Below are 21,386 nucleotides of genomic sequence, written 5' to 3' on the forward strand. Positions count from 1 at the left end.
CCTCAGACGGCTGCGGCGTCACGGGTCGCTGCACGAAGCCGCGTCCGCAGACGATCCGTCCCGCAACTGTCGATCTGTTCGCCGGGTCCGAAATGGACCGCTGCCTCCTCCCATGCCGCGTCCAGCGCCACGAGATCGTCGGGGTCTTCGGCGGCGGTATCCGGTCCGTCGATCGTGGGTGCGTTGGCCAGCGTGGCGAGCGCCTGGAACACCGCTGCATAGGCGCTCTTGCGTGTGACAAGCCGTTCCGCGAGGAGCCGAAGAATGCCAGCCGGCTCGGCTAGCAGCGCCTGCGCTTCATGTCCTGGAAGCAATGACAGGAATTCAAGGAACAGCGGCAGGAAGTCGGGCAACTCGCTGGCAGTCGGTTCGAATCCATGACCGCGGTAAAGCGCGATCAGGTCCGCCATCGCCTGCCCGCGATCGCGGCTTTCACCATGCACATGCTCGAACAGATGCAGCGACAGCGTGCGGCTGCGATCGAAGAGCGCGAAATACCGCTCCTGCAACTCATAGATGTCGCGCCCGGCCAGTTCGGTCAGCAGATCGCCGATGGCGGCGCGCCGCGGCGCCAGCACCAGATCTTCCTCGGCCAACACCGCGGCGATCTCGCCCGTCGCGGCTTGCAGCGCCTCGGTGGGATAGGCGATCAGAGCCGCGAGGGCGCGATAGGTGCGGGCCATCACACCACCTCCATCGGGGTCTTCGGCTTCTTCGAATCAAACAGGCCGAAGCCGGTCTTTCCGGAACAGCCCTCGCCGAACGAGAAGCCGCAGGAGCCGCGCATTTGGAAAGGATCCTCACCGGTCTCGCGATGGGCGGTGGGAATGACGAATCGGTGCTCGTAGTTGGCGATGGCCATGAGCTGGTACATGTCCTCAATGTCCTGGCCCGACAGCCCCACACGCTCGGCGATCGAGTCGATGATCAGGCCGTCCACCGTCTTGGCGCGCATATAGGCGCGCATGGCCAGCATTCGCTCCAGGGCGGCCGTGATCGGTTCGGTCCGGCCAGCGGTCAGCAGGTTGGCCAGGTATTCCACAGGGATGCGCAGCGACTTCACATCAGGCATGCCGCCGATGGTGCCGAGATCGCCTTTCGCGGCGGCGGCCTGGATCGGCGACAGCGGGGGCACGTACCAGACCATCGGCAGGGTGCGGTATTCGGGATGCAGCGGGAAGGCGATCTTCCACTCCATCGCCATTTTCCAGATCGGCGACTTCCGCGCACCCTCCAGCCAGGCCTCCGGAATGCCGTCACGCCGGGCCTGTTCCTGCACGGCGGGATCGTGCGGATCGAGAAACACCTTGAGCTGCGCCTCGTAGAGATCGCCTTCGTCCGGGACCGAGGCCGCTTCCTCGATGCGGTCGGCGTCGTAAAGAATGACGCCGAGATAGCGAATGCGGCCAACGCAGGTCTCCGAGCACACCGTTGGCTGCCCGGCCTCGATGCGGGGGTAGCAGAAGATGCATTTCTCAGACTTGCCCGACGACCAGTTGTAATAGATCTTCTTGTAGGGGCAGCCAGAAACGCACATGCGCCAGCCGCGGCATTTGTCCTGATCGATCAGGACGATGCCGTCCTCCTCGCGCTTGTAGATGGCGCCGGACGGGCAGACGGCGGCACAGGCCGGATTGAGGCAATGTTCACACAGGCGCGGCAGATACATCATGAAGGTGTTCTCAAAGGCGCCGTAGATTTCTTTCTGCACACCCTCGAAATTACTGTCCTTCGAACGGTTGGCGAATTCGCCGCCCAGGATCTCCTCCCAATTCGGACCCCATTCGATCTTCTCCATCCGTTCGCCGGTGATCAGCGAACGTGGGCGGGCGGTCGGCATGACCTTGCCCTCGGGCGCGGTCTGCAGGTGTCCATAATCGAACGTGAACGGCTCGTAGTAATCGTCAATTTCAGGCAGGTCTGGATTGGCGAAGATGTTGGACAGGATGCGCCATTTGCCGCCGATGCGCGGCTCAATCTTGCCGTTCTTCCGGCGCGTCCAGCCGCCCTTCCAGCGCTTCTGGTTTTCCCAGTCCTTCGGATAGCCAACACCGGGTTTGGTCTCGACATTGTTGAACCACGCGTATTCCATCCCCTCGCGGCTGGTCCACACGTTCTTGCAGGTGACCGAGCAGGTGTGACAGCCGATGCATTTGTCGAGGTTCAGCACCATCGCGATCTGCGCTCGGATTTTCATGACACGACCTCTTTCTGGCGGGATGACTGCTGCGTGACGGGGGCGCCGTCCAGCCAGTCCACCTTGTCCATGCGCCGGATGATGATGAACTCGTCGCGGTTGGAGCCGACCGTGCCGTAGTAGTTCAGGCCGAAACTCAGTTGTGCATAGCCGCCGATCATGTGCGTGGGCTTGAGCACCACGCGAGTGACCGAGTTGTGGATGCCGCCGCGCTGGCCAGTCACCTCGCTGCCCGGCATGTTCACGATCTTCTCCTGGGCATGGTACATCATCACCATGCCGGGATTGACCCGCTGCGAGACCACCGCCCGCGCCACCAGCGCGCCATTGGTGTTGTAGGCTTCGACCCAGTCATTGTCGGCTATGCCGACTTGTTGCGCGTCCGTCTCACTGATCCAGATGCACGGGCCGCCGCGGCTCAGGGTCAGCATCAACAAATTGTCTGTGTAGGTGCTATGGATGCCCCATTTCTGGTGCGGGGTAACGAAGTTCAGCACGATCTCCGGATTGCCGTTGTCGTGCTTGCCACGGATCGCCGCCGTCCCTTTGGTGTCCACCGGCGGCCGCCACGTGACCAGCGCCTCTCCGAAGGCGCGCATCCATAGATGATCCTGGTAAAGCTGCTGGCGCCCGGTCAGGGTGCGCCAGGGGATCAGCTCGTGGACATTGGTGTAGCCTGCGTTGTAGCAGACTGTCTCGCTTTCTATTCCCGACCAGGTCGGTGACGAGATGATCTTTCGCGGCTGCGCGACGATATCGCGGAAGCGGATCTTCTCGTCCTCCTTCGACCGCGCAAGATGGGTGTGGTCGCGCCCGGTCATCTGGCCAAGCGCTTCCCAGGCCTTCACGGCAACCTCACCATTGGTCTCCGGCGCCAGACTCAGGATGGCCTCGATGGCATCGACATCGGTTTCAAGGCGGGGCTGCCCCGATGCCACTCCGGCGCGAACCGTACCGTTCAGGGTAGCGAGGAAATCGATTTCGTGCGCTGCATCCCAGGCGATTCCCTTGCCACCGTTGCCGGACGCTTTCAGCAGCGGTCCGATGGCGGTGAATTGCGCATGCAGGTTCGGATAGTCGCGTTCGACCACCGCCACCGACGGCATCGTCCGGCCAGGAACCGGGTCGGCGCCGTCGCGCATCCAGTCGGTCACGCCGTAGGGCTGCGCCAGTTCGCCCGGCGTGTCGTGCTGTATCGGCGTCAGCACGACGTCGGTCTCACGGCCCAGTACTTCCGGGCAGATATCGGAGAATGTCTGGGCAAGGCCCTTGTAGATGTCCCAGTCGGTGCGCGACTCCCAAGCCGGGTCCACCGCAGCGGTCAGCGGGTGAATGAACGGGTGCATGTCCGACGTGTTCAGGTCGTTCTTCTCGTACCAGGTGGCCGTCGGCAGAACGATGTCGGAATAAACGCAGGTGGTGGACATGCGGAAATCCAGGGTCACCAGAAGGTCCAGTTTTCCTTCGGGAGCCTTATCGCGCCATTTCACATCCTGCGGCTTCTCGCGGCCTTCGACGCCGAGATCCTTGCCCAGCACGCCGTTGCTGGCGCCCAACAGGTGCTTGAGGAAATATTCGTGCCCCTTGCCCGACGATCCCAGCAGGTTGGAGCGCCACACGAACATGTTGCGCGGCCAGTTCGCAGGATCATCCGGATCGTGGCAGGACATCTCAAGCTCGCCGGAGCGCAGGGCCTTGGTCACATAGTCTTTCGGCTCCAGGCCCGCTTCCTTCGCGCGCGTGGCGATGGTCAGCGGGTTCTGCTTGAGCTGCGGCGCCGACGGCAGCCAGCCCATGCGTTCGGCGCGCACATTGTAGTCGATCATCGATCCCGACCAGTCGCCATCCGGCGCCGTCGGCGATAGAATTTCCGAGACCTTCAGCGTCTCGTAACGCCACTGGTCGGTGTGTGCATAGAAGAACGACGTGCCGTTCATGTGCCGCGGCGGGCGGCTCCAGTCGAGCGCAAAGGTGACAGGCAGCCAGCCGGTCTGCGGCCGCAGTTTCTCCTGCCCCACGTAATGAGCCCAGCCGCCGCCAGACTGGCCGACGCAGCCGCACAGCACCAGAAGATTGATGATGCCGCGGTAGGTCATATCCATGTGGTACCAATGGTTCACCCCGGCGCCGAGGATCACCATGGAACGGCCGTTGGTGATTTCGGCGTTGGCGGCGAATTCGCGCGCAACATGGATGATGTGGGCGCGCGGCACGCCGGTCACGTGCTCCGCCCAGGCCGGCGTGTATGGCTCGTCCTGGTCGTAGTCCGAGGCCACGCCGCCGCCCCCCAAGCCTCGATCCAGGCCGTAATTGGCGCACAGAAGATCGAACACGGTCGCGACCGGCGTCGCCCCGTCCTTCAGCGACAGGGTGCGTACCGGAACGGTGCGTGTCACGATATCTGGGTGTTCAGTCGCAACGAAGCCATTGGTCGCGGCGCCGCCGAAATAGGGAAACGCCACCTCTTCCGTAGCGCCACCGTCAATCAGGCTGAGCTGTAGCGAGGCGTCCGCGCCATCGCTGCGCCGCTGTTCCAGGTTCCATTTGCCTTGCTCGCCCCAGCGGAAGCCGACCGAACCGAGCGGCACGACCGGCTTGCCGTCGGCGTCGAGGGCGACAGTCTTCCATGCGGGATTGTTCGCCTCGTCCAACCCGTCGATAAAATCGTCGGCGCGCACGAGACGTTCGGGGATGTATCTGCCGTCCTTGCGCACCAGGCGCACCAGCATCGGCAGATCGGTGTATTTCCGGATGTAGTCCTGGAAATGCGGGACCGTCCGGTCAAGGTGGAATTCACGCAGGATCACATGGCCCATTGCCATCGCCAGCGCGGCATCGGTGCCCTGCTTGGGATGCAGCCAGAGATCGGCGAACTTGGTCGCCTCGGCGTAGTCCGGGGAAATAACGGCGCTCTTGGCGCCTTTGTAGCGGACCTCGGTGTAGAAATGCGCGTCGGGCGTGCGCGTCTGCGGCACGTTCGAGCCCCAGATCAACAGATACCCCGCATTGTACCAGTCGGCACTTTCCGGAACGTCCGTCTGTTCGCCCCAGGTCATCGGGCTGGCTGGCGGCAGGTCGCAATACCAGTCGTAGAAAGACAGGCAAACGCCGCCGAGCAGCGAGAGGTAGCGTGCGCCGGCGGCGAACGACACCATCGACATGGCGGGAATGGGCGAGAAGCCAACCACCCGGTCGGGTCCATATTTCTTGACGGTATAAGCGTTCGCGGCGGCGATGATCTCGTTGACCTCGTCCCATTTCGCACGGACCAGGCCACCCAGCCCGCGCTTGCTGGTGTAGCTCGTGCGCTTCTCTGGGCTTTCCACGATCGAGGCCCAGGCTGCGACAGGTGAGAGTGTCGACCGCGCTTCGCGCCACATCCGGAGCAGATGCCCGCGCACCATCGGGTGCTTCACGCGATTAGCCGAGTACAGATACCAGGAGTAACTCGCGCCGCGCGCGCAGCCGCGGGGCTCGTGGTTCGGCAGATCCGGCCGCGTGCGCGGGTAATCGGTTTGCTGCGTCTCCCACGTCACGATGCCGCCCTTGACGTAGATCTTCCAGGAGCACGATCCGGTGCAGTTCACGCCATGCGTGGAGCGCACAATCTTGTCGTGCTGCCAGCGCTTGCGATAGCCGTCCTCCCAATCGCGCGGCTCGTCCGTCGTGATGCCGTGCCCGTTGGAGAACGTGCCGACCTGCCGCTTGAAAAAGGTCAGCCGGTCAAGAAAGTGGCTCATGCTGGTTTCCTGCGGTTCGGGGTCACCCACCAAGGCGGCCCGTTATCGTGCAAGGCAGGTTTTATATGTCGACAGATGGCCTCGCATTGATCCACATCAATGCTCATCGTGCTCTAGGGCGCCATATGACGTGATATAGATCACGCATTGAAAGGCCAGCTTTCGAGACCTCATGCGCTGGAATGGAGTAGAACAACATGGAAAATGGCGTGCAGCCCGCTCTGCCTGGTCCGCACGACCTGGCGGCGACGGTGACGAGCACCCACGAACCGGGGCCATGGTCATCGGCCCGAGAGGCGCTCCGACAGGCGCCCTGGTTGCGGGGGGTTCCCGTCAAAACGCTAGACGCGCTGGCGGGTCAAGCCGTGCTGCATCGCGTGCCGGCAGGCAGCATGCTGTTCGACCAGGCAGAGACACCGACCTTCGCCCAGATCCTCCTCTCCGGCAGTGTCGAGCTATTGGGCGTGCGGGATCAGATTGAGACCCTCGTCGAATTGTTGCGGCCCGTCGATCTGGTCATCCCGGCCGCCGTGATAAGTGGACAACCTATCTGATGCGCGCCCGCATTTACGAGGAAGCTCAACTTGTTCTCGTTCGCGCCGAGGCATTCCGGGATGCCATCAGATCCGATCACGCACTCTGCCGCGCCACCCTCGGCTGTCTCTCGGCTCAGTTCCGGCGGCACGTGCGTCACGCAAAAAACCTGAAGCTGCGCTCCGCGGAGGAGCGGGTCAGCTGCTATCTTGTGTCGCTGCCGGGAGAGTCGAGCGCCGACATCACCATCCGGCTGCCGATCAAAAAGCGGCTGATCGCCTCACAGCTCGGTATGACACGCGAGACCTTCTCGCGAGCCCTTTCCGGTATGGCGAAGTTCGGAATCGTCGTCCGTGGCGAGATCATGCACATCGCGGATTCCACGGCTGCCCGCACGCGGTTTCCTGTCGATCCCCTCATCGACGGCCTGGAACTGATCAGCCCCCTTCACGACAGGAAATCCTGACCATGGACACGACAGCCGATATCCCGCCTTCCGTAGCGATGAGAGTGCTGCTCGTAACGACCTTGGCCTTTGCGGTCTGCTTTGCCGCCTGGATGATGTTTGGGGTCACCGGCATCCCAATCCGCAAGGAACTTGGCCTCAACGCGTCGGAATTCGGCCTGTTGACGGCCACACCGGTCTTGACCGGCGCTCTGTTTCGACTGCCGCTGGGGATCTGGACGGATCGGTTCGGCGGCCGCATCGTCATGTTCATCCTGCTCGTCGGCTGCGCCGTCCCGCTATGGCTATCGTCCTATGCGGTCGCGCTCTGGCAATTCCTCCTGGCGGGATTGGCATTGGGACTGGTCGGTGCGTCCTTCGCGGTCGGGACGCCCTATGTCGCCAGGTTCTTTCCCAAGGAGAAAAAAGGATTTGCGATGGGCTTCTTCGGCGCCGGCGTGACCGGAGCCGCCATCAACATGTTTGTGGCGCCATCCTTGGTGTCAAACTTTGGCTGGCAGAGTGTGCCGAAAGTCTACGCCGTATGCTTGCTGGTGACCGCAGTGCTGTTCTGGTTCCTCGCCGCGCCAGATCCTGGAAAGTCCAACACCTCTGTGCCGATTCGCCAGCAGCTCGCGGTTCTTCGCGATCCGCGGGTCTGGAAATATTGCCAATATTATTCGATCGTTTTCGGCGGGTTTACCGCTGTTTCGATCTGGCTGCCGCAGTATTTCGTCAACGAATTTCATTTTCCGATCACGCAGGCGGCACTCATGGCGGCATGTTTTGCGCTGCCGGCTGGCGTCTTGCGCGCACTCGGCGGATACCTGTCGGATAAGTTTGGCGCGCACAATGTAACTTGGTGGGTTCTATGGGCGGCCTGGATTTGCCTGTTCCTGTTGTCCTATCCGCAAACCGACTTTGTGGTTCAGACCATTCACGGCCCGGCATCCTTCCACCTCGGCCTGCCCGCCTGGGGCTTCGCGGCCCTCCTCTTCGTCCTCGGCGTCTCCTTCGCCTGCGGAATGGCGTCCACATTCAAATACGTCAGCGACGACTTTCCAACCAATATGGGCGTCGTGTCAGGAATTGTCGGCCTGGCGGGTGGTCTAGGTGGGTTCCTGTTACCTATCCTCTTCGGCATCATCCTCGACCTGATCGGGATCTACTCGAGCTGCTTCATGCTGCTCTACGGCATCGTCTGGGTGTCGCTCATCTTGTCTTATTTCACGGAGGTTCGCCGCACGCGCGTCATCGGCGGCGCCAACGCGGAGGCTCTCTCCGCGGCGAAGACGATGAGCGCCCCATCAGGTCCGCAGCTCCACGGTGCGGGAGAATAGCTATAGACGATGTGATTATCGCACGCGCCCTGCACGTTCTGGCCGTTGTTATCTGGATTGGCGGAGTGATGATGGCGACCACCGTGGTATTACCAGCGGTCCGCCGTGGCGATCTCGGCGCCGACCGACTGAAGGCGTTCCAAACCATTGAGCACCGGTTCGTGTAGCAGGCAAGAATAGCCGCCGTGGTCGTCGGCCTGACCGGTTTCTACATGTCGGCGCATCTAGACCTGTGGGAACGATTTCGGCCGGTCGAATTCTAGTGGATGCACGCGATGGTCTGCGTTTGGCTGCTGTTCACGCTCATGCTGTTCGTTATCGAACCATTCATCCTGCACCGACATTTCCACAAATGGGCTGCAGAGGCGCCAGATGCGGCATTTACCTGGTTGCATCGGGCGCACTGGATTTTGCTCGTGCTCAGCCTGGTCGCAATCTTTGGCGCCGTCGCGGAGAGCCAGGGGTGGTCCGTATTCTGATCTCTTCTTTCGCTCGTCTAGCCGGGAAAGCGTTGACGCCGTGGAAGGAGAATTCGGTCATGGACGAGCGCCTGCGCTTTGTCGCCCGGCTTCTGGAGGGCGAGGCGATGAGCGATGTCTGCCGGGAGTTCGGCATTTCACGCAAGACCGGCTACAAAATCTTTGACCGCTACAAGGAGCAGGGGCTCGAAGCCCTGAGCGATCGCTCGCGGCGGCCGGTGCGCTACGCCAATCAATTGCCGCCGCCGATCGAAAGCCTCATCGTCAACTGCAAGGTCAACTGCAAGCGCGAAGAGCCGCTTAGTCCGGGCTGCATTGATAAGTCATTGAAATGATGGCGCGCCCGAAGAGATTCGAACTCCTGACCCCTAGATTCGTAGTCTAGTGCTCTATCCAGCTGAGCTACGGGCGCCTGCCATAGCGGGAGCCGCGCGGACCGGGCTCTGAAGCTCGGCGGCGCGGCGCGACCGCAACACGACGCAGACTTAACGACTGAATGCCCGCCTGGCAATAGCTGCGGAGCCCTTCAAGGTAAATTCCTCGCAAGCGCCCTTATCGCGACGCCAGCGCCGGAGACGGCTTGGACTGCAGCGGAAATCCAAGCGTCGCAAAAATGCCGTCCCCCTGAACCCGGTTCTGAGCGGCGAATTCATGGAACCAGCGCGCGTCGAAATTGACCTGCTGCGCGCCCGCCTTGAGGGTATAGGTGATAACCGGTCCGATGGCCGCGACCCTTCCCCTGAACGAGCCAAGCTGATTGCCGGCGCCGCTGTCATTGGTGATCTGCTGATAGAAATAGCCCCCGACTCCGACGGAAAGTCCAGACGGCAGGTGCTGCGCCAGCGCCCATTCGAGATGAAGCTCCGCGCCGCTCTGATAATTCGTCGCGGAGTTGACGCCATTCAGCGTCACGCCAAGGGCCGCCGACGCTTCAAGACCAGTCTGGAGGCTGAGGAACGTATAAGCGCCTTTGATATCGAGCGCTGGCCTGTTGAGGCTCGTTTGCGCGATCCGCGCGGCATCGTAATTGCCAGTCGGCACAAACCCGCTGAGGGTCAAACTCCAATGCTGGTCCCCCCCCTGCCAGCCGAGGATGGCGCTGAACTCCGTGTCGGTATAACTGTCGACGGATTGCTGAGTGGTGACGTGTCGATTGACGCCAAATGTGTCGGTAAATGGCGCGACCGCGGTGGTGGTTTCCGAGGCATAGGCGCTGGTATAGGCGAAACCGAGCTCGCCGCCGAACAACGTCGCCTCCGTGAACCAGGCGAAAACAAAGATATTGGCGGCGAAGTTATAAGTAACGCGCGAAGGGCTTTTAATCTTCGTATTCTGGTAAAGATTGCTGCTCCCCTGATAGAGATAGAAGTTATCCCAGAAATAGACGCCCGGCGGCGGAGTATAGCCGGCAAGCGGAAGCACCAGCCCGAGTTGATAATTGCTCAGCCCGTATTCCACCGCCTTCGTCGGCGCCGGCGCGAGGCCGCCTGCGGCAAGGAACAAGGCTGCGATGCGCGATGATCGCCTCATTCGGCGCCCTTATGTTTGGATTATCTCAACTAGACAGGTAATATTACGGCGAGCCCTTCCACTGTCGAATGAATTTCAACAAAAGTTGAAAATTATCGTCACGAATTACATAATGCGTCACATATTAGCTACAGCCTAACCACCCTATGCCGGCAAAGCGCGGCGCAAACGCGGCTTAAGACCGAAGGCGCCCGAGAAATCCCGGCGCCTTCGCTTCGCACTGCGCGATTTGCGGCAATTAGGGCGTTTACTGGATCGCGTGCGCCGAATGACTACCTTCGGCGCGAACTTTTACTTCGAGACCTCGATCCCTCTCTTTTCTCTGAATTCGTCAATAATGTGCCCGAGCGCCTTGATGACGGTCTCGTCGGGATGCGTCTTGCAGTAGACGATTGTTTCGTGTTCCGCCTCTCTGGCTCGCGCTATATTGGCGTAATGCTTCTTGGCGAGGCCGTTGTACCAGCCGCTGTACCATGCCGTCAGGTAGTTCGCGTCTTCCTGATAGGTGCCCGCCAGCTGCGCGCATGTCAGCGTCTGCACGTCGAGCCAACCTTCCGCGTCGGCATAAGCACTCAGGGGCGTGGCGACTTGCGCGTTCGCGCCGGTCGCGAAGCACGCGGCGAGGGCCGCTGTCGCGAGCCAGGTTCTTTTCATTATTATTCTCCTTGGGCAAAATGAAAATTGATTGCGGAAATTGTTCTTAAAGCCTGGCGCTCCCCTCCTCGGATAACGCCGGACCCTCGGATTCTACTGCAAAGCGCAAGCCTGAAACAAGGTCTGGATCAAATAACTTGTGAGTAACCACTGCCTGCCGACGGGCGATTTTGATTGATTGTTATTCGATCGTCACAAAAATACTGCGCTTTTCGCCCGCAAAATCGAATCTTTCATGGATTATGACGATCTTTCCAAGCATGATCGGGCGCAATGGCTCGCCTATTCGGATGATGGATTGGTTTGGGGCCGAGAACCGGGGGGATTCGTTCATTGCGACCTGCATTGCTGGTGACCGCAGGATTGCTGATCGTCGTTGCGGCCGCTTTAGCGGCCTATTATTTCGTCGCGCCCCATGCGATCTTGCGCGTCACGACCGGAAATCCAGGCAGTCCGGCGCACCGCTTCATGGCTGCTTTCGCCGCGACCACCACGGCGCAGCATCCCCGCGTGCGGCTTCAACTCGTCGAAGTCTCTGATCTCGCGGCAAGCGCCAAGGCGATCGAGGATCACCGGACCGATCTCGCCATCATCCGCAGCGACGCCGGCGTCCCGAGCAATGGCGCGACGATCGCGATTTTACGCCGCGACGTGTTCGCCGTGGTGACGCCCGCCAAATCTTCGATTGAGAAGATTCCCGACCTCGCCGGCAAGACGATCGGCATACCCGAGGGGCTTTTGCAGTCCTACAACGAGCGCGCCCTCGACACGATCTTAAGCTATTATGATATTCCTGCTCAGAGCGTTCGCCGGATCTTTCTGCCAATCGCCGGCATCGGCGCCGCGTTCGCCGAAAAGCGCATCGCGGCGGCGCTCGCCATCGGCCCGATGGGGCCAGGCGAGGTCGTCGACGTCGTCAGCGCCGTGAGGGCGTCGATGAAGGCCTCGCCGAAAATCCTTGGCATTGATGAGGCCGACGCCATCCATTCGCGCTTTCCCGCCTTCGAATCGATCGACGTTCCCGCCGGCGCTTTCAAGGGGCGCCCGCCCATCCCCGACGACACCGTGTCGACCTTGGCGGTCACCTATCGGTTCGTCGCGCCGAACACCATGTTCGACATTGTCGCCGGCGCTATCGCGCAATCTCTGTTCACCGCCAAGGCAAGGCTGATGCAGGTGACCCCGCTCGCCGCTCAGATCGAGGCGCCGGATACGGACGAAAAAAATCCGGTCCTGCCCATCCATCCTGGCGTCGCCGCCTATCTCAACAATGGCGAGCAGAGCTTTTTTGACGAGTTCCAGAGCTATTTTTACATCGGGGGCATGGCGCTGAGCGCGATCGGATCTCTCGTCGCCATTCTCATCGGCCGCCTCGGGCGACGTAAATCCAATGAGGAGCTGACAGAGATCGATCGTCTGATCGGCCTCGCCGATCGAGCGCTGCGGGCGCGAGAGCTGGCTGAGATCGAACCGCTGGAGGCGGAGCTCAACGGCATCGTCGGCCGGTTCGTCAAAAGGAACGCGGGCGGAGGCGAGAACTCGGCCTTTGCCGTCGCCATCGCCCATGCGCGCTATGCGATCGACAAGCAGCGCGCTATGGTTCTCAAGGAAAGCCGGCCCCCCGCCGACGAGCCGTCCCGCGCCGACGCCACGGCCGCGCCAGCGCCGCAGATGAACTGAGGAAAGACAAGGCAAGCGCCGGCCGACGGGGGCGGGCTTGACTTGGCGTATCGAGGCGTGTCTGCCTGCAAGCAAGCAGAGCCGCCAGCGCCGCTGTCCGGGATCGAAGGTTGCAAATCCATGCCGCTTACCGTCGCCGTCCAGATGGACCCGATCGAAAAAATCAACGTCGCCGGCGATACGACGTTCGCCCTCCTCCTCGAAGCGCAGGCGCGTGGGCACAGATTGATCTATTACACCCCGGACAAGCTTTCGCTGTCGGAGGGCCGCGTCATCGCCGAAGCGGCGCCGCTTACGGTTCGCGACGTCGCCGGCGACCACTTCACATTGGGCGAGGCAAGGCCGGCTGATCTCGCCGAAGCCGATGTGGTGCTGCTGCGCCAGGACCCGCCCTTCGACCTCGCCTATATCACCTCGACGCATCTGCTCGAAATGCTGCCCGCGCATGTGCTCGTCGTCAATGACCCGGCCAGCGTCAGAAACGCGCCGGAAAAACTGTTCGTCATGCAGTTCCCGGATCTCATGCCGCCGACGCTGATCAGCCGCGACAAGAGAGCCATCGAGGCGTTCCGTGAAACGCATGGCGAAGTCGTGATGAAGCCGCTCTACGGACATGGCGGCGCGGCGGTGTTCAAGGTCGCGCGCAAGGATCCGAATTTCGGGTCGCTTTATGATTTATTCGCGGCGAGTTTTCGCGAGCCATGGGTCGTGCAGCGGTTTCTGCCCCGGGTCAGCCTCGGCGACAAGCGCATCATTCTGATCGACGGCGTTGCCCTTGGCGCAGTGAACCGCGTGCCGGCCGAAAACGACATTCGATCGAACATGGTGCGCGGCGGCGCGGCGGCCGCGACGGAGTTCACCGCGCGCGAAAAGGAAATTTGCGCGACGATCGGCCCGGAACTAAAACGGCGCGGCCTGGTTCTCGTCGGCATCGACGTCATCGACGGACATCTGACCGAAATCAACGTCACCTCTCCGACAGGCGTGCGTGCGATCAAGCGCGTCGGCGGCCCTGATCTCGCGGTCGCCGCCTGGGACGCGTTTGAGGCGAGACTGCAAGCCAGAAACAATGACATCGCCGCGCCTCTTGAGGATGCGCGATCGGGATGGAGTCCAGACCGGCTGCGAAGCGCGGCGCGCTCCAGAGAACCTAATCGGAACCTTTGACGCCTATGCTCGAATCCATGTCCCCCACGCGATCGCGGCGCGGACCAGCTCCGAACGCCGCGATGCTGTTCGATCGCTCCAAAGTGCGCGCCAAAATCAAGGCCGCGCATGCCGACGAGGCGGCGGGCGAGGCGATGCGGCCGCAGGTTCTGGCGATTTTACGCGAGGCCCTCGACCATGGCCGGCAGCACGCGCGGCGGGCGCTCGAAGCCAAGGGCAGCGGGCTCGTCTGCGCGGCGCAACTCGCCTTTATCGAAGACGAATTGATCGAATCCATCTATCATTATGTGCTGACCTATGTGCATCCGGCGAGGGGCGGGGAGACGGAGCCCCCTTGCGCCATCGCCGCGGTCGGCGGCTACGGCCGCGCGACCCTCGCGCCGGGGTCCGACATCGATCTCCTTTTTCTGCTGCCGGAAGGAGCTTCCGCGCGCACGCAGAACATTATTCAGTCGATCCTCTATATTTTGTGGGACCTCGGCCAGAAGGTCGGTCATTCCACCCGCACCATCGAGGAATGCCTCAGCGAGGCGCGTGGCGATTTCACGGTGCGCACAGCCCTCCTCGAAGCGCGTTTCCTGCTCGGCGACGCCGCGCGTTTCGAAGCCATGCGCACGCGTTTCGAGCGCGAAATCGTGCATGGGACGGCGGCCGAATTCGTCGCCGCCAAGCTCGCCGAGCGCGACGCCCGCATCGCCAAGGCCGGCCGCTCGCGTTATCTCGTCGAGCCGCAGGTCAAGGACGGCAAAGGCGGACTTCGCGACCTCAACACCTTGTTCTGGATTGGCAAATACGTCTACGAAGTGCGCGAGCCCGCCGAGCTAGTCGGCGCCGGCCTGTTTTCGCGCGCCGAATACAGGCTCTTTGTCCGATGCGAGGAATTCCTCTGGCGCGTGCGCTGCCATCTCCATTTCCTGACCGGCCGCGCCGAGGAGAGGCTGACTTTCGACCATCAGCGCGAGATCGCGGCGCAGCTCGGCTATTCGACGCGCGGCGGCCTCGCCAGCGTCGAACGCTTCATGAAGCATTATTTTCTGGTCGCCAAGGAAGTCGGCGATCTCACCGCCATCGTCTGCGCCGCGCTCGAGGAAAAGCAGGCAAAGCCGCACGCCATGCTGGACCGCTTCGGCCCCTTCCTGCCGACGCCGACCGCCATTACCGCCGGCGATTTCGCCATTGAAAGCGGCCGTGTGACGGTTGCTGCGGAGGATGCGTTCGACGCTAATCCCGTCAATCTCGTCAAGCTTTTCTGGGTCGCCGACCGCAACGGGCTTGCGATCCACCCCGACGCCACGCGGCTCGTCACCAGGTCGTTGAAGCGCATCGACGCGAAGTTGCGCGCCGACCCCGAAGCCAACAGGCTGTTTCTCGATGTGCTGACGTCCCGCAATACGCCCGAGATCGTGCTGCGGCTGATGAATGAAGCCGGCGTCCTCGGCCGTTTCGTGCCGGAGTTCGGCAAGATCGTCGCGCTGATGCAGTTCAACATGTATCATCACTATACGGTCGACGAGCATCTTCTGCGCGCGGTCGGCAATCTCGCGGATCTGGAGCAGCAGCGATTTTCCGGCGAACATCCGCTCGCGAGCGAGATCTTGCTGTCGATCAGCAATCGCACCGCGCTGGTCGTCGCGCTTTTCCTGCATGACGTCGCCAAGGGCCGACTTGAAGATCATTCGACCGCTGGCGCAAAAGTCGCGCGCGTCGTGTGTCCGCGCCTCGGCCTTAGCGACGCGGAGACCGAAACCGTCGCCTGGCTTATCGAGAACCATCTCGTCATGTCGGATACGGCGCAGCGGCGTGATCTCGGCGACCGCCAGACGGTCGCCACTTTCGCGCAAAAGGTGCAGACGCTGGAGCGGCTTAAAATGCTGTTCATCCTGACGGTGTGCGACATTCGCGCAGTCGGGCCCGGCGTCTGGAACCATTGGAAGGCCGAGCTGCTGCGCACGCTGTACTGGGAAACCGAGATGGTGCTCGCCGGCGGCCATTCGACCATCGACCGCCGCCGCCGCGTCGCTCAGGCCCAGCTCGAGCTGCGCCGCGGTCTGCCGAACTGGACGGACCTCGATTTCGTCGCCTACGCGGAGCGTCATCCGCAAGCCTATTGGCTCAAGGCCGATCTCGAACAGCAGATCCTCCACGCCAAATTGCTGAATATGACCGAGGTCGAGATGCCGGCCCCGGTGACGCATATCGTCATCGATCCGTCGCGCGGCGTGACCGAACTCACCGTCATCGCGCCGGATCATCCAAAGCTCCTGTCCGTCATCGCCGGGGCCTGCGCCGCCTCTTCGGCGAATATCGTCGACGCGCAGGTGTTCACGACCACCGACGGCATGGCGCTCGACACGATCGTGGTGTCGCGCGCCTTCGACTACGATGAAGACGAACTGCGGCGCGCGAGCCGCATCGCTTACGCGGTCGAAAAGGCGCTGGCCGGCGATATCGAGCTCAAGGAGATGGTGGCGGCGCGCGGCGGCGGCCAGCCAGGCGCCCGCCAGAAGACGTTCAGGGTTCATCCAGAGGTCACGATCGACAATACGCTGTCGGCCCGGCTGACCGTCGTCGAAGTTTCCGGCCTCGACCGGCCGGGCCTTCTGTTCGATCTGACCACGGCTCTGTCCGGGCTCGATCTCAACATCAGCTCCGCCCATATCGCGACATTTGGCGAAAGAGCCGCCGACGTGTTCTATGTGACCGACCTCAATGGCGAGAAGATCGCGAGCGCCGGGCAGCAGGACTCGATTCGCCGCTCGATCCTGAAGGTTTTCGAGCCGCAGAAGGAGGAGCTTGCGCCCAAAGCCGGCAAACGCTGACCGCGCATCTTAAGCTCAAGCTCGGCAGTCGGGCGGGGGGTTCCTCGAGCCAATGATTTTTTGGCTTTTTCGAAAAGCTTGATTTTTGCCGCTGGAAAACTGATATCCAGCCTGTCTTTACCTTCAGCAGATTGACCCATGAACGATATAGAGAACACGCAAAACGATCCGGACGACGTCAATGCGGCGGTGACTGAATCTGCGCAAAAGCCAGCGGGCGAGCCGGATCCCTTTGTCGTGCTCGAAAATCTTCAGCTCGAAAATGCCGGGTTGAAAGACAAGCTTCTGCGCACGCTCGCCGATATGGAGAATTTGCGCCGGCGCACCGAGAAGGAAGTCGCCGACGCCAAAACCTATGGCGTTACGTCCTTTGCGCGGGACATGCTGACCTTCGCCGACAATCTGCATCGCGCCATCGCCAATGTGCCGGCGGACGTGCGGGCGAAGGCGGAGCCCGCCGTCAAAAGCCTGATCGAAGGGCTTGAGCTGACTGACCGCGATTTCGCGTCAAGGCTCGAGCGTTATGGCGTGAAAAAACTCGATCCGCAGGGGCAGAAATTCGACCCCAATCTGCATGAGGCGCTGTTCGAGCAGCCGGACGAGAGCGTGCCGACCGGCACGGTCGTTCAGGTGATCGAGCCGGGCTATGTCATTGGCGAGCGCGTGCTGCGTCCGGCCAAGGTCGGCGTCTCGCGCGGCGGCCCGAAGGGCTGAAGCCGGACGCAGCCCCGTTTTCGGTGACCGGGCGTTCCCTTGAATGGTATTCACGGCGATAGTGCGTCGATGATCCGGCAATCTGCGACAACGCCGCGGCTGCAGCTTCCGATCAGCTCACGCAGCTGATGGCGAAGCGCTGTCAGGTCGGCGATCTTTCGCTCCACCTTATCCAGATGCTCCCGCGCGATGGCGTCTACGTCGGCGCAATCGTGATCGTGTTGGCCGGCTAGATCGAGCAAGGCGCGTATCTGATCAAGGGTGAATCCCAGATCCCTGGCGCGGCGGACGAAGCTGAGGCGATTCAACTCAGCGGCAGAGTAGCTTCGGTAATTGCCGTCGACCGTTCTGGCTGGCGGCGGTAGCAGCCCAATTCGTTCATAGTAGCGGATGGTCTCAACCTTCACGCCCGTCTGTCGCGCCAAGGTTCCGATTGTCAGTCGTTCGTCCATGCTGTTGACCCTGTAGTGACTACAGGGTGCATATAAGGCGCTCACCTAACAAAGGCGAGACCGATATGACTGGCTGCTGCCACAATGAGCATTGCGCTCCGGCCAAAACGACTGGCGCTCCGCAGTGGCGTCGAGCGCTCTGGATCGCGCTCGCGATCAACCTCGCCATGTTCTCGATCGAGATTGCCGCCGGCGTCGTCGCTGATTCAGCTTCGTTACAGGCCGACGCGCTCGACTTTATGGGCGATTCAGCAAATTACGCGATCAGCCTGATGGTGTCCGGCCTTGCCCTCACTTGGCGGGCGCGCGCCGCCTTCGCCAAGGGGGCGACGCTTATGGCGTTCAGCCTCTGGGTGATCGCGATCACGGTTTGGCACGCTCTGTTCCATGCAGTTCCCGAGGCGGAAGTCATGGGCGCCATTGGACTTATGGCGATCGCCGCCAATGGATTCGTCGCCCTGCTGCTCTATCGCTTCAGGACCGGCGACTCGAACATGCGCTCGGTCTGGATCTGCTCACGAAACGATGTGATCGGCAACGCTGCGGTCCTCCTCGCGGCGGCAGGCGTGTTTGGAACAGGAGCGGGCTCGCCCGACATTATCGTGGCCTCGATCATGGCCCTGCTTGGCCTCAGCGGTGGGGCCGAAATTATGCGCCACGCGGCGCGGGATCAGCGCACCGACAGCATGCCCGCAGTGGCCAGGGCTGAATAACGCCCCAGACCCCCTTACAGCATGGAGGGCAGCACGCGGTCGGGCGGGCGATGGCCGTCCATGAACATCTTGACATTGACGATGACCTTTTCGCCCATGTCGATGCGCCCCTCCGTCGTCGCCGACCCCATATGCGGCAGTAAGGTCACCTTCCCCGCTTCCGCGAGCCGGATCAGCTTTTTCGACACCGCCGGCTCATGTTCGAACACGTCGAGCCCGGCGCCGCCGAGTTCGCCCGTCTCCAGCATCTTGGTCAGGGCCGCCTCGTCGATGATCTCGCCGCGCGCCGTATTGACCACGATGGCGTGCGGGTGGAGATATTTCAGCCGCCGCGCCGAAAGCAGATGATAGGTCGCCGGCGTGTGCGGGCAATTGACCGAGACGATGTCCATGCGCGCGAGCATCTGATCGAGCGATTCCCAATAGGTCGCCTCGAGCGCCTCCTCGATCGCGGAGGCGACATGGCGGCGGTTGTGGTAATGGATCTGCAGGCCGAAAGCTTTGGCGCGGCGCGCGAGCGCCTGGCCGATGCGGCCCATGCCCACGATGCCGAGCCTTTTGCCGGTGATCCTGCGCCCCAGCATCCAGGTCGGCGACCATCCGATCCATTCGCCGGAAGGGATCAGCTTCGCGCCTTCGACGATCCGGCGCGCGACGGCAAGAATCAATGCCATCGTCATGTCGGCGGTGTCCTCGGTCAGGACGCCAGGCGTGTTGGTGATCGTGATGCCCCTGTCGGCGGCGGCGGCGACGTCGATATTGTCGACGCCATTGCCGAAATTGGCGATCAATTTCATTTGCTCGCCGGCAAGCCCGATGAGTTCGACGTCGATGCGGTCTGTGACGGTCGGGACGAGCACGTCGGCGGTCGCCAGGGCCGCGGCGAGTTCGCTGCGCGACATCGGCTTGTCGTCAAGATTGAGTCTTGCGTCAAAAAGCTCGCACATGCGCGTTTCCACGACGTCCGGCAATTTACGCGTGACGATGACGAGCGGTTTTTTTCGGGCCATCCTCTTTCCTGTCCTCCCGAAACCATGCGCTTTTCGACACAAACTGGGGAAACCGCCAGCCGCCGGCCCGCCGTTCAGCGGGGGCGGGCGGTGAAAAGCATCCCCTCTTCACCCGGCTTTAACCGCGACCGGCACAAAAACAAGCTTCATTTGGCTGCTTGCCTCAAAGCCAGGGTCTTCGTAGCAGATGACATGTCAAAGACAAGAACGCTCGCCAGTCTTGCGGGAAGCTGTTCGCGCCGCAGCGGCTCGCGCGTTTGCAAGGGACCAGGACAGAATGGAAGATTGGGCGCAGTGAGGGCGAAACGCTTTTTGACCGGCCTCATGGCCCTGTCCGCGGCCGCGCTCGGCTGGAGCCTCGCCGCGAGCCCCGCCCTCTCCGATCAGACCGGTTCAGCCAGCGGCCTGCCCGTGCCGCGCTATGTCAGTCTGAAATCGGATCGCGTGAACCTCCACGAAGGTCCCTCGAAAGATCATCGGACAATCTGGGTCTTTTTGCGCGCCGGGCTTCCCGTTGAGATCACGGCCGAATTTGAAATCTGGCGCAAGGTCCGCGATTCCGAAGGCACGGAGGGCTGGGTGCTCCATTCGCTGCTGTCGGGACGCCGCACCGCTCTCGTCACGCCGTGGAAAAAAGGCGTCGACTCAACGCTTTATGACAAACCCAGCACGCAATCGGCCACAGCCGCGATTTTGCAGCCGAACGTCATTGCAAATGTGCGCAGCTGCGATGGCGCCTGGTGCCGGGTGTGGGGCGACGGCTTCAAGGGATATATCCAGCAGTCGAATCTCTGGGGCGTCTATCCTAACGAAAAGATCGAGTGACGCTGGCGACGGTCCGCCGCCCCGGCGCGAAAGCGCAATCGACAACAGCTGAGCGACCTCTAAAACACAATGCTGTGTTAAAACAAGTAGTTATGGGCTGAATGCGAGCCCGTCAAGACGCATTCCGCGCTCTGCCGATGAAGCGATTTGCAACGGCTGCGAACCGGAAAAAGGCGCTAACCGTCCTTATGGCCGGTTAAATGATCCCACCCTTGGTGGATGTTCGTCGACAAGCTCTTCAGCTCGTTCTGCACGACATCCCAATTGACCATCGTCCGTTCGGCGGCTCCGTCCGGTCCTTCCCCTTTGTGAGTCGAATCGAACACATAGGCGGCGCCGATCGTCAGCAACACGCCGACGATAATTCCAAACAAGAAGCGCATCTTGAAACCTTCCGCCTAAAATCGCGCCAAAACGGCGCGGGAATCACCCTATCTTTTGCGTTCTCAAGCGGTCAAGCAACCGACAGACACAATGTGCGGCCCACCAACCGCCGCGCCGCGCACCAAGCGCCTGAAAGATTTCAGCAATGGAACAGATTTCTGATTCGCACGTTTCATGTGCATCGTTGGGGAAACGATAGTTTTCATAAGCGTTGCTTTTCAGACGACGCGCTTTCCATTCGTATCTTCACAAAAAGGGATCGCCTCATGGCTTCGTATGACTTGGATACGGCTTCTGATGACTTGCGAACGACTGCGCGTAATGTACAAAAGTCGACAAAAGAGGGCGTTGAAGCCGCTCAAGGCAATGCCCGCAAAATCGCAGAGAAAATAAACGACAGGATAAGCGACGGCGTGAACGCCTCCTGGGCGGCGGCGAGCGACGCTTTGGACCGGGCCCGCGAAACCGCGGGGGGAATAGGCGCGGCCGCCTCCGAAACTTTCGATGAGGGGGTCGGGCGCGCCGAGGAGGTCTTAAAGAGCGGCGGCAGGGATCTCGCCAAACGCGTCGGCCGGCAGCCTCTTGAGGCCCTGCTCCTCGCCGGGGCCGTCGGCTATCTCATCGGCTATCTGCTGCACAAAAGAGACTGAGCCTGACAACCCGCCCGCGTCGGACGGGCGAACAAAACGCTATTTGAGACAGA

At 61.7% G+C, this 21,386-nt stretch carries 18 protein-coding genes, 1 tRNA gene and 1 pseudogene; 12 read left to right on the forward strand and 8 right to left on the reverse strand.

All coding sequences use genetic code 11. From position 1 onward, the window contains the following. Nucleotides 1-2 precede the first annotated feature (2 nt). From narJ to SIN04_RS14540, 3 genes are read right to left on the reverse strand one after another with little or no spacing between them, the layout of a single operon-like run. Nucleotides 3-683 carry a nitrate reductase molybdenum cofactor assembly chaperone gene (gene narJ, locus SIN04_RS14530; protein WP_134490306.1) on the reverse strand — a complete coding sequence of 227 codons (681 nt, stop codon included), beginning with the start codon at nt 681-683 and terminating at the stop codon, nt 3-5. Further along, nucleotides 683-2,197, reverse strand: a complete 1,515-nt coding sequence (gene narH / locus SIN04_RS14535; protein ID WP_341264007.1) for a nitrate reductase subunit beta — start codon at nt 2,195-2,197, stop codon at nt 683-685. The genes narJ and narH overlap by 1 nt, the downstream gene beginning before the upstream one ends. Continuing rightward, nucleotides 2,194-5,937 carry a nitrate reductase subunit alpha gene (locus SIN04_RS14540; protein WP_341264008.1) on the reverse strand — a complete coding sequence of 1,248 codons (3,744 nt, stop codon included), beginning with the start codon at nt 5,935-5,937 and terminating at the stop codon, nt 2,194-2,196. Before SIN04_RS14540 ends, narH begins: the two co-directional genes overlap by 4 nt. A gap of 197 nt (nt 5,938-6,134) precedes the next feature. On the opposite strand from SIN04_RS14540, the gene SIN04_RS14545 reads away from it, so the two are divergent. From SIN04_RS14545 to SIN04_RS14565, 5 genes and pseudogenes are all read left to right on the forward strand, one after another. After that, nucleotides 6,135-6,491 carry a hypothetical protein gene (locus SIN04_RS14545; RefSeq protein ID WP_341264009.1) on the forward strand — a complete coding sequence of 119 codons (357 nt, stop codon included), beginning with the start codon at nt 6,135-6,137 and terminating at the stop codon, nt 6,489-6,491. Then, complete coding sequence (locus tag SIN04_RS14550) at nt 6,491-6,937, forward strand: helix-turn-helix domain-containing protein (protein WP_134490314.1); 447 nt, start codon at nt 6,491-6,493, stop codon at nt 6,935-6,937. Before SIN04_RS14545 ends, SIN04_RS14550 begins: the two co-directional genes overlap by 1 nt. Before the next feature lie 2 nt (nt 6,938-6,939). After that, on the forward strand, nt 6,940-8,256 hold the full coding sequence (locus SIN04_RS14555; RefSeq protein ID WP_244605823.1) for an MFS transporter: 1,317 nt from the start codon (nt 6,940-6,942) through the stop codon (nt 8,254-8,256). A 275-nt stretch (nt 8,257-8,531) separates the two neighbouring features. Next, the gene (locus SIN04_RS14560) at nt 8,532-8,735 is read left to right on the forward strand and encodes a hypothetical protein (protein ID WP_341264010.1); all 204 of its coding nucleotides are present in this window, start codon (nt 8,532-8,534) and stop codon (nt 8,733-8,735) included. Nucleotides 8,736-8,794: 59 nt separating this feature from the next. Beyond that, nucleotides 8,795-9,010: pseudogene (locus tag SIN04_RS14565) on the forward strand (helix-turn-helix domain-containing protein); the annotation flags it as partial. A 60-nt stretch (nt 9,011-9,070) separates the two neighbouring features. Here SIN04_RS14565 and SIN04_RS14570 read toward each other — a convergent pair. The 3 genes from SIN04_RS14570 to SIN04_RS14580 all read right to left on the reverse strand — a co-directional run bounded on the left by SIN04_RS14570 (nt 9,071) and on the right by SIN04_RS14580 (nt 10,919). Beyond that, nucleotides 9,071-9,147: transfer RNA gene (locus tag SIN04_RS14570), tRNA-Arg, on the reverse strand. A gap of 140 nt (nt 9,148-9,287) precedes the next feature. Beyond that, a complete protein-coding gene (locus tag SIN04_RS14575; protein WP_134490316.1) occupies nt 9,288-10,265 on the reverse strand; it encodes a SphA family protein in 978 nt (325 codons plus the stop codon). A gap of 291 nt (nt 10,266-10,556) precedes the next feature. Continuing rightward, the gene (locus SIN04_RS14580; RefSeq protein ID WP_134490318.1) at nt 10,557-10,919 is read right to left on the reverse strand and encodes an HdeA/HdeB family chaperone; all 363 of its coding nucleotides are present in this window, start codon (nt 10,917-10,919) and stop codon (nt 10,557-10,559) included. Between the two features lie 333 nt (nt 10,920-11,252). Here SIN04_RS14580 and SIN04_RS14585 point away from each other — a divergent pair, with 333 nt between their 5' ends. The 4 genes from SIN04_RS14585 to grpE all read left to right on the forward strand — a co-directional run bounded on the left by SIN04_RS14585 (nt 11,253) and on the right by grpE (nt 17,299). After that, nucleotides 11,253-12,599, forward strand: coding sequence for a TAXI family TRAP transporter solute-binding subunit (locus SIN04_RS14585; protein ID WP_244605824.1), 1,347 nt, complete (start codon nt 11,253-11,255; stop codon nt 12,597-12,599). Between the two features lie 120 nt (nt 12,600-12,719). After that, a complete protein-coding gene (gshB, locus tag SIN04_RS14590) occupies nt 12,720-13,766 on the forward strand; it encodes a glutathione synthase (protein WP_134490320.1) in 1,047 nt (348 codons plus the stop codon). A gap of 17 nt (nt 13,767-13,783) precedes the next feature. Continuing rightward, nucleotides 13,784-16,585 (forward strand): [protein-PII] uridylyltransferase, encoded by a 2,802-nt coding sequence (locus tag SIN04_RS14595; RefSeq protein ID WP_341264011.1) that lies wholly within the window; start codon nt 13,784-13,786, stop codon nt 16,583-16,585. A gap of 138 nt (nt 16,586-16,723) precedes the next feature. Further along, nucleotides 16,724-17,299: a nucleotide exchange factor GrpE gene (gene grpE / locus SIN04_RS14600; protein ID WP_134490324.1), complete on the forward strand. Its 576-nt coding sequence runs from the start codon at nt 16,724-16,726 to the stop codon at nt 17,297-17,299. 50 nt (nt 17,300-17,349) lie between these two features. Here grpE and SIN04_RS14605 read toward each other — a convergent pair whose 3' ends face one another. Continuing rightward, a complete protein-coding gene (locus SIN04_RS14605; RefSeq protein WP_134490326.1) occupies nt 17,350-17,751 on the reverse strand; it encodes a MerR family transcriptional regulator in 402 nt (133 codons plus the stop codon). 65 nt (nt 17,752-17,816) lie between these two features. Between SIN04_RS14605 and SIN04_RS14610 the strand changes: the two genes are divergently transcribed. Further along, the gene (locus SIN04_RS14610) at nt 17,817-18,464 is read left to right on the forward strand and encodes a cation transporter (protein ID WP_134490328.1); all 648 of its coding nucleotides are present in this window, start codon (nt 17,817-17,819) and stop codon (nt 18,462-18,464) included. Nucleotides 18,465-18,478: 14 nt separating this feature from the next. Here SIN04_RS14610 and SIN04_RS14615 read toward each other — a convergent pair whose 3' ends face one another. Next, nucleotides 18,479-19,474 (reverse strand): 2-hydroxyacid dehydrogenase, encoded by a 996-nt coding sequence (locus SIN04_RS14615; protein WP_134490330.1) that lies wholly within the window; start codon nt 19,472-19,474, stop codon nt 18,479-18,481. 324 nt (nt 19,475-19,798) lie between these two features. Between SIN04_RS14615 and SIN04_RS14620 the strand changes: the two genes are divergently transcribed. Further along, nucleotides 19,799-20,299 (forward strand): SH3 domain-containing protein, encoded by a 501-nt coding sequence (locus SIN04_RS14620; RefSeq protein WP_134492556.1) that lies wholly within the window; start codon nt 19,799-19,801, stop codon nt 20,297-20,299. Between the two features lie 212 nt (nt 20,300-20,511). Further along, a complete protein-coding gene (locus SIN04_RS14625; RefSeq protein WP_341264012.1) occupies nt 20,512-21,333 on the forward strand; it encodes a hypothetical protein in 822 nt (273 codons plus the stop codon). The last annotated feature ends 53 nt before the right edge of the window (nt 21,334-21,386 follow it).

This window comes from Methylocella tundrae, from assembly GCF_038024855.1.
Taxonomy (GTDB): Bacteria; Pseudomonadota; Alphaproteobacteria; order Rhizobiales; family Beijerinckiaceae; genus Methylocapsa; species Methylocapsa tundrae.

Coding starts and splice junctions, on each gene's coding strand:
- narH (WP_341264007.1), bottom strand. CDS start 2,197: ATGAAAATCCGAGCGCAGATCGCGATGGTGCTGAACCTCGACAAATGC.
- SIN04_RS14615 (WP_134490330.1), bottom strand. CDS start 19,474: ATGGCCCGAAAAAAACCGCTCGTCATCGTCACGCGTAAATTGCCGGAC.
- SIN04_RS14555 (WP_244605823.1), top strand. CDS start 6,940: ATGGACACGACAGCCGATATCCCGCCTTCCGTAGCGATGAGAGTGCTG.
- SIN04_RS14550 (WP_134490314.1), top strand. CDS start 6,491: ATGCGCGCCCGCATTTACGAGGAAGCTCAACTTGTTCTCGTTCGCGCC.
- SIN04_RS14605 (WP_134490326.1), bottom strand. CDS start 17,751: ATGGACGAACGACTGACAATCGGAACCTTGGCGCGACAGACGGGCGTG.
- SIN04_RS14595 (WP_341264011.1), top strand. CDS start 13,784: ATGTCCCCCACGCGATCGCGGCGCGGACCAGCTCCGAACGCCGCGATG.
- SIN04_RS14560 (WP_341264010.1), top strand. CDS start 8,532: ATGGTCTGCGTTTGGCTGCTGTTCACGCTCATGCTGTTCGTTATCGAA.
- gshB (WP_134490320.1), top strand. CDS start 12,720: ATGCCGCTTACCGTCGCCGTCCAGATGGACCCGATCGAAAAAATCAAC.
- SIN04_RS14540 (WP_341264008.1), bottom strand. CDS start 5,937: ATGAGCCACTTTCTTGACCGGCTGACCTTTTTCAAGCGGCAGGTCGGC.
- SIN04_RS14545 (WP_341264009.1), top strand. CDS start 6,135: ATGGAAAATGGCGTGCAGCCCGCTCTGCCTGGTCCGCACGACCTGGCG.
- SIN04_RS14575 (WP_134490316.1), bottom strand. CDS start 10,265: ATGAGGCGATCATCGCGCATCGCAGCCTTGTTCCTTGCCGCAGGCGGC.
- SIN04_RS14620 (WP_134492556.1), top strand. CDS start 19,799: ATGGCCCTGTCCGCGGCCGCGCTCGGCTGGAGCCTCGCCGCGAGCCCC.
- grpE (WP_134490324.1), top strand. CDS start 16,724: ATGAACGATATAGAGAACACGCAAAACGATCCGGACGACGTCAATGCG.
- SIN04_RS14580 (WP_134490318.1), bottom strand. CDS start 10,919: ATGAAAAGAACCTGGCTCGCGACAGCGGCCCTCGCCGCGTGCTTCGCG.
- narJ (WP_134490306.1), bottom strand. CDS start 683: ATGGCCCGCACCTATCGCGCCCTCGCGGCTCTGATCGCCTATCCCACC.
- SIN04_RS14610 (WP_134490328.1), top strand. CDS start 17,817: ATGACTGGCTGCTGCCACAATGAGCATTGCGCTCCGGCCAAAACGACT.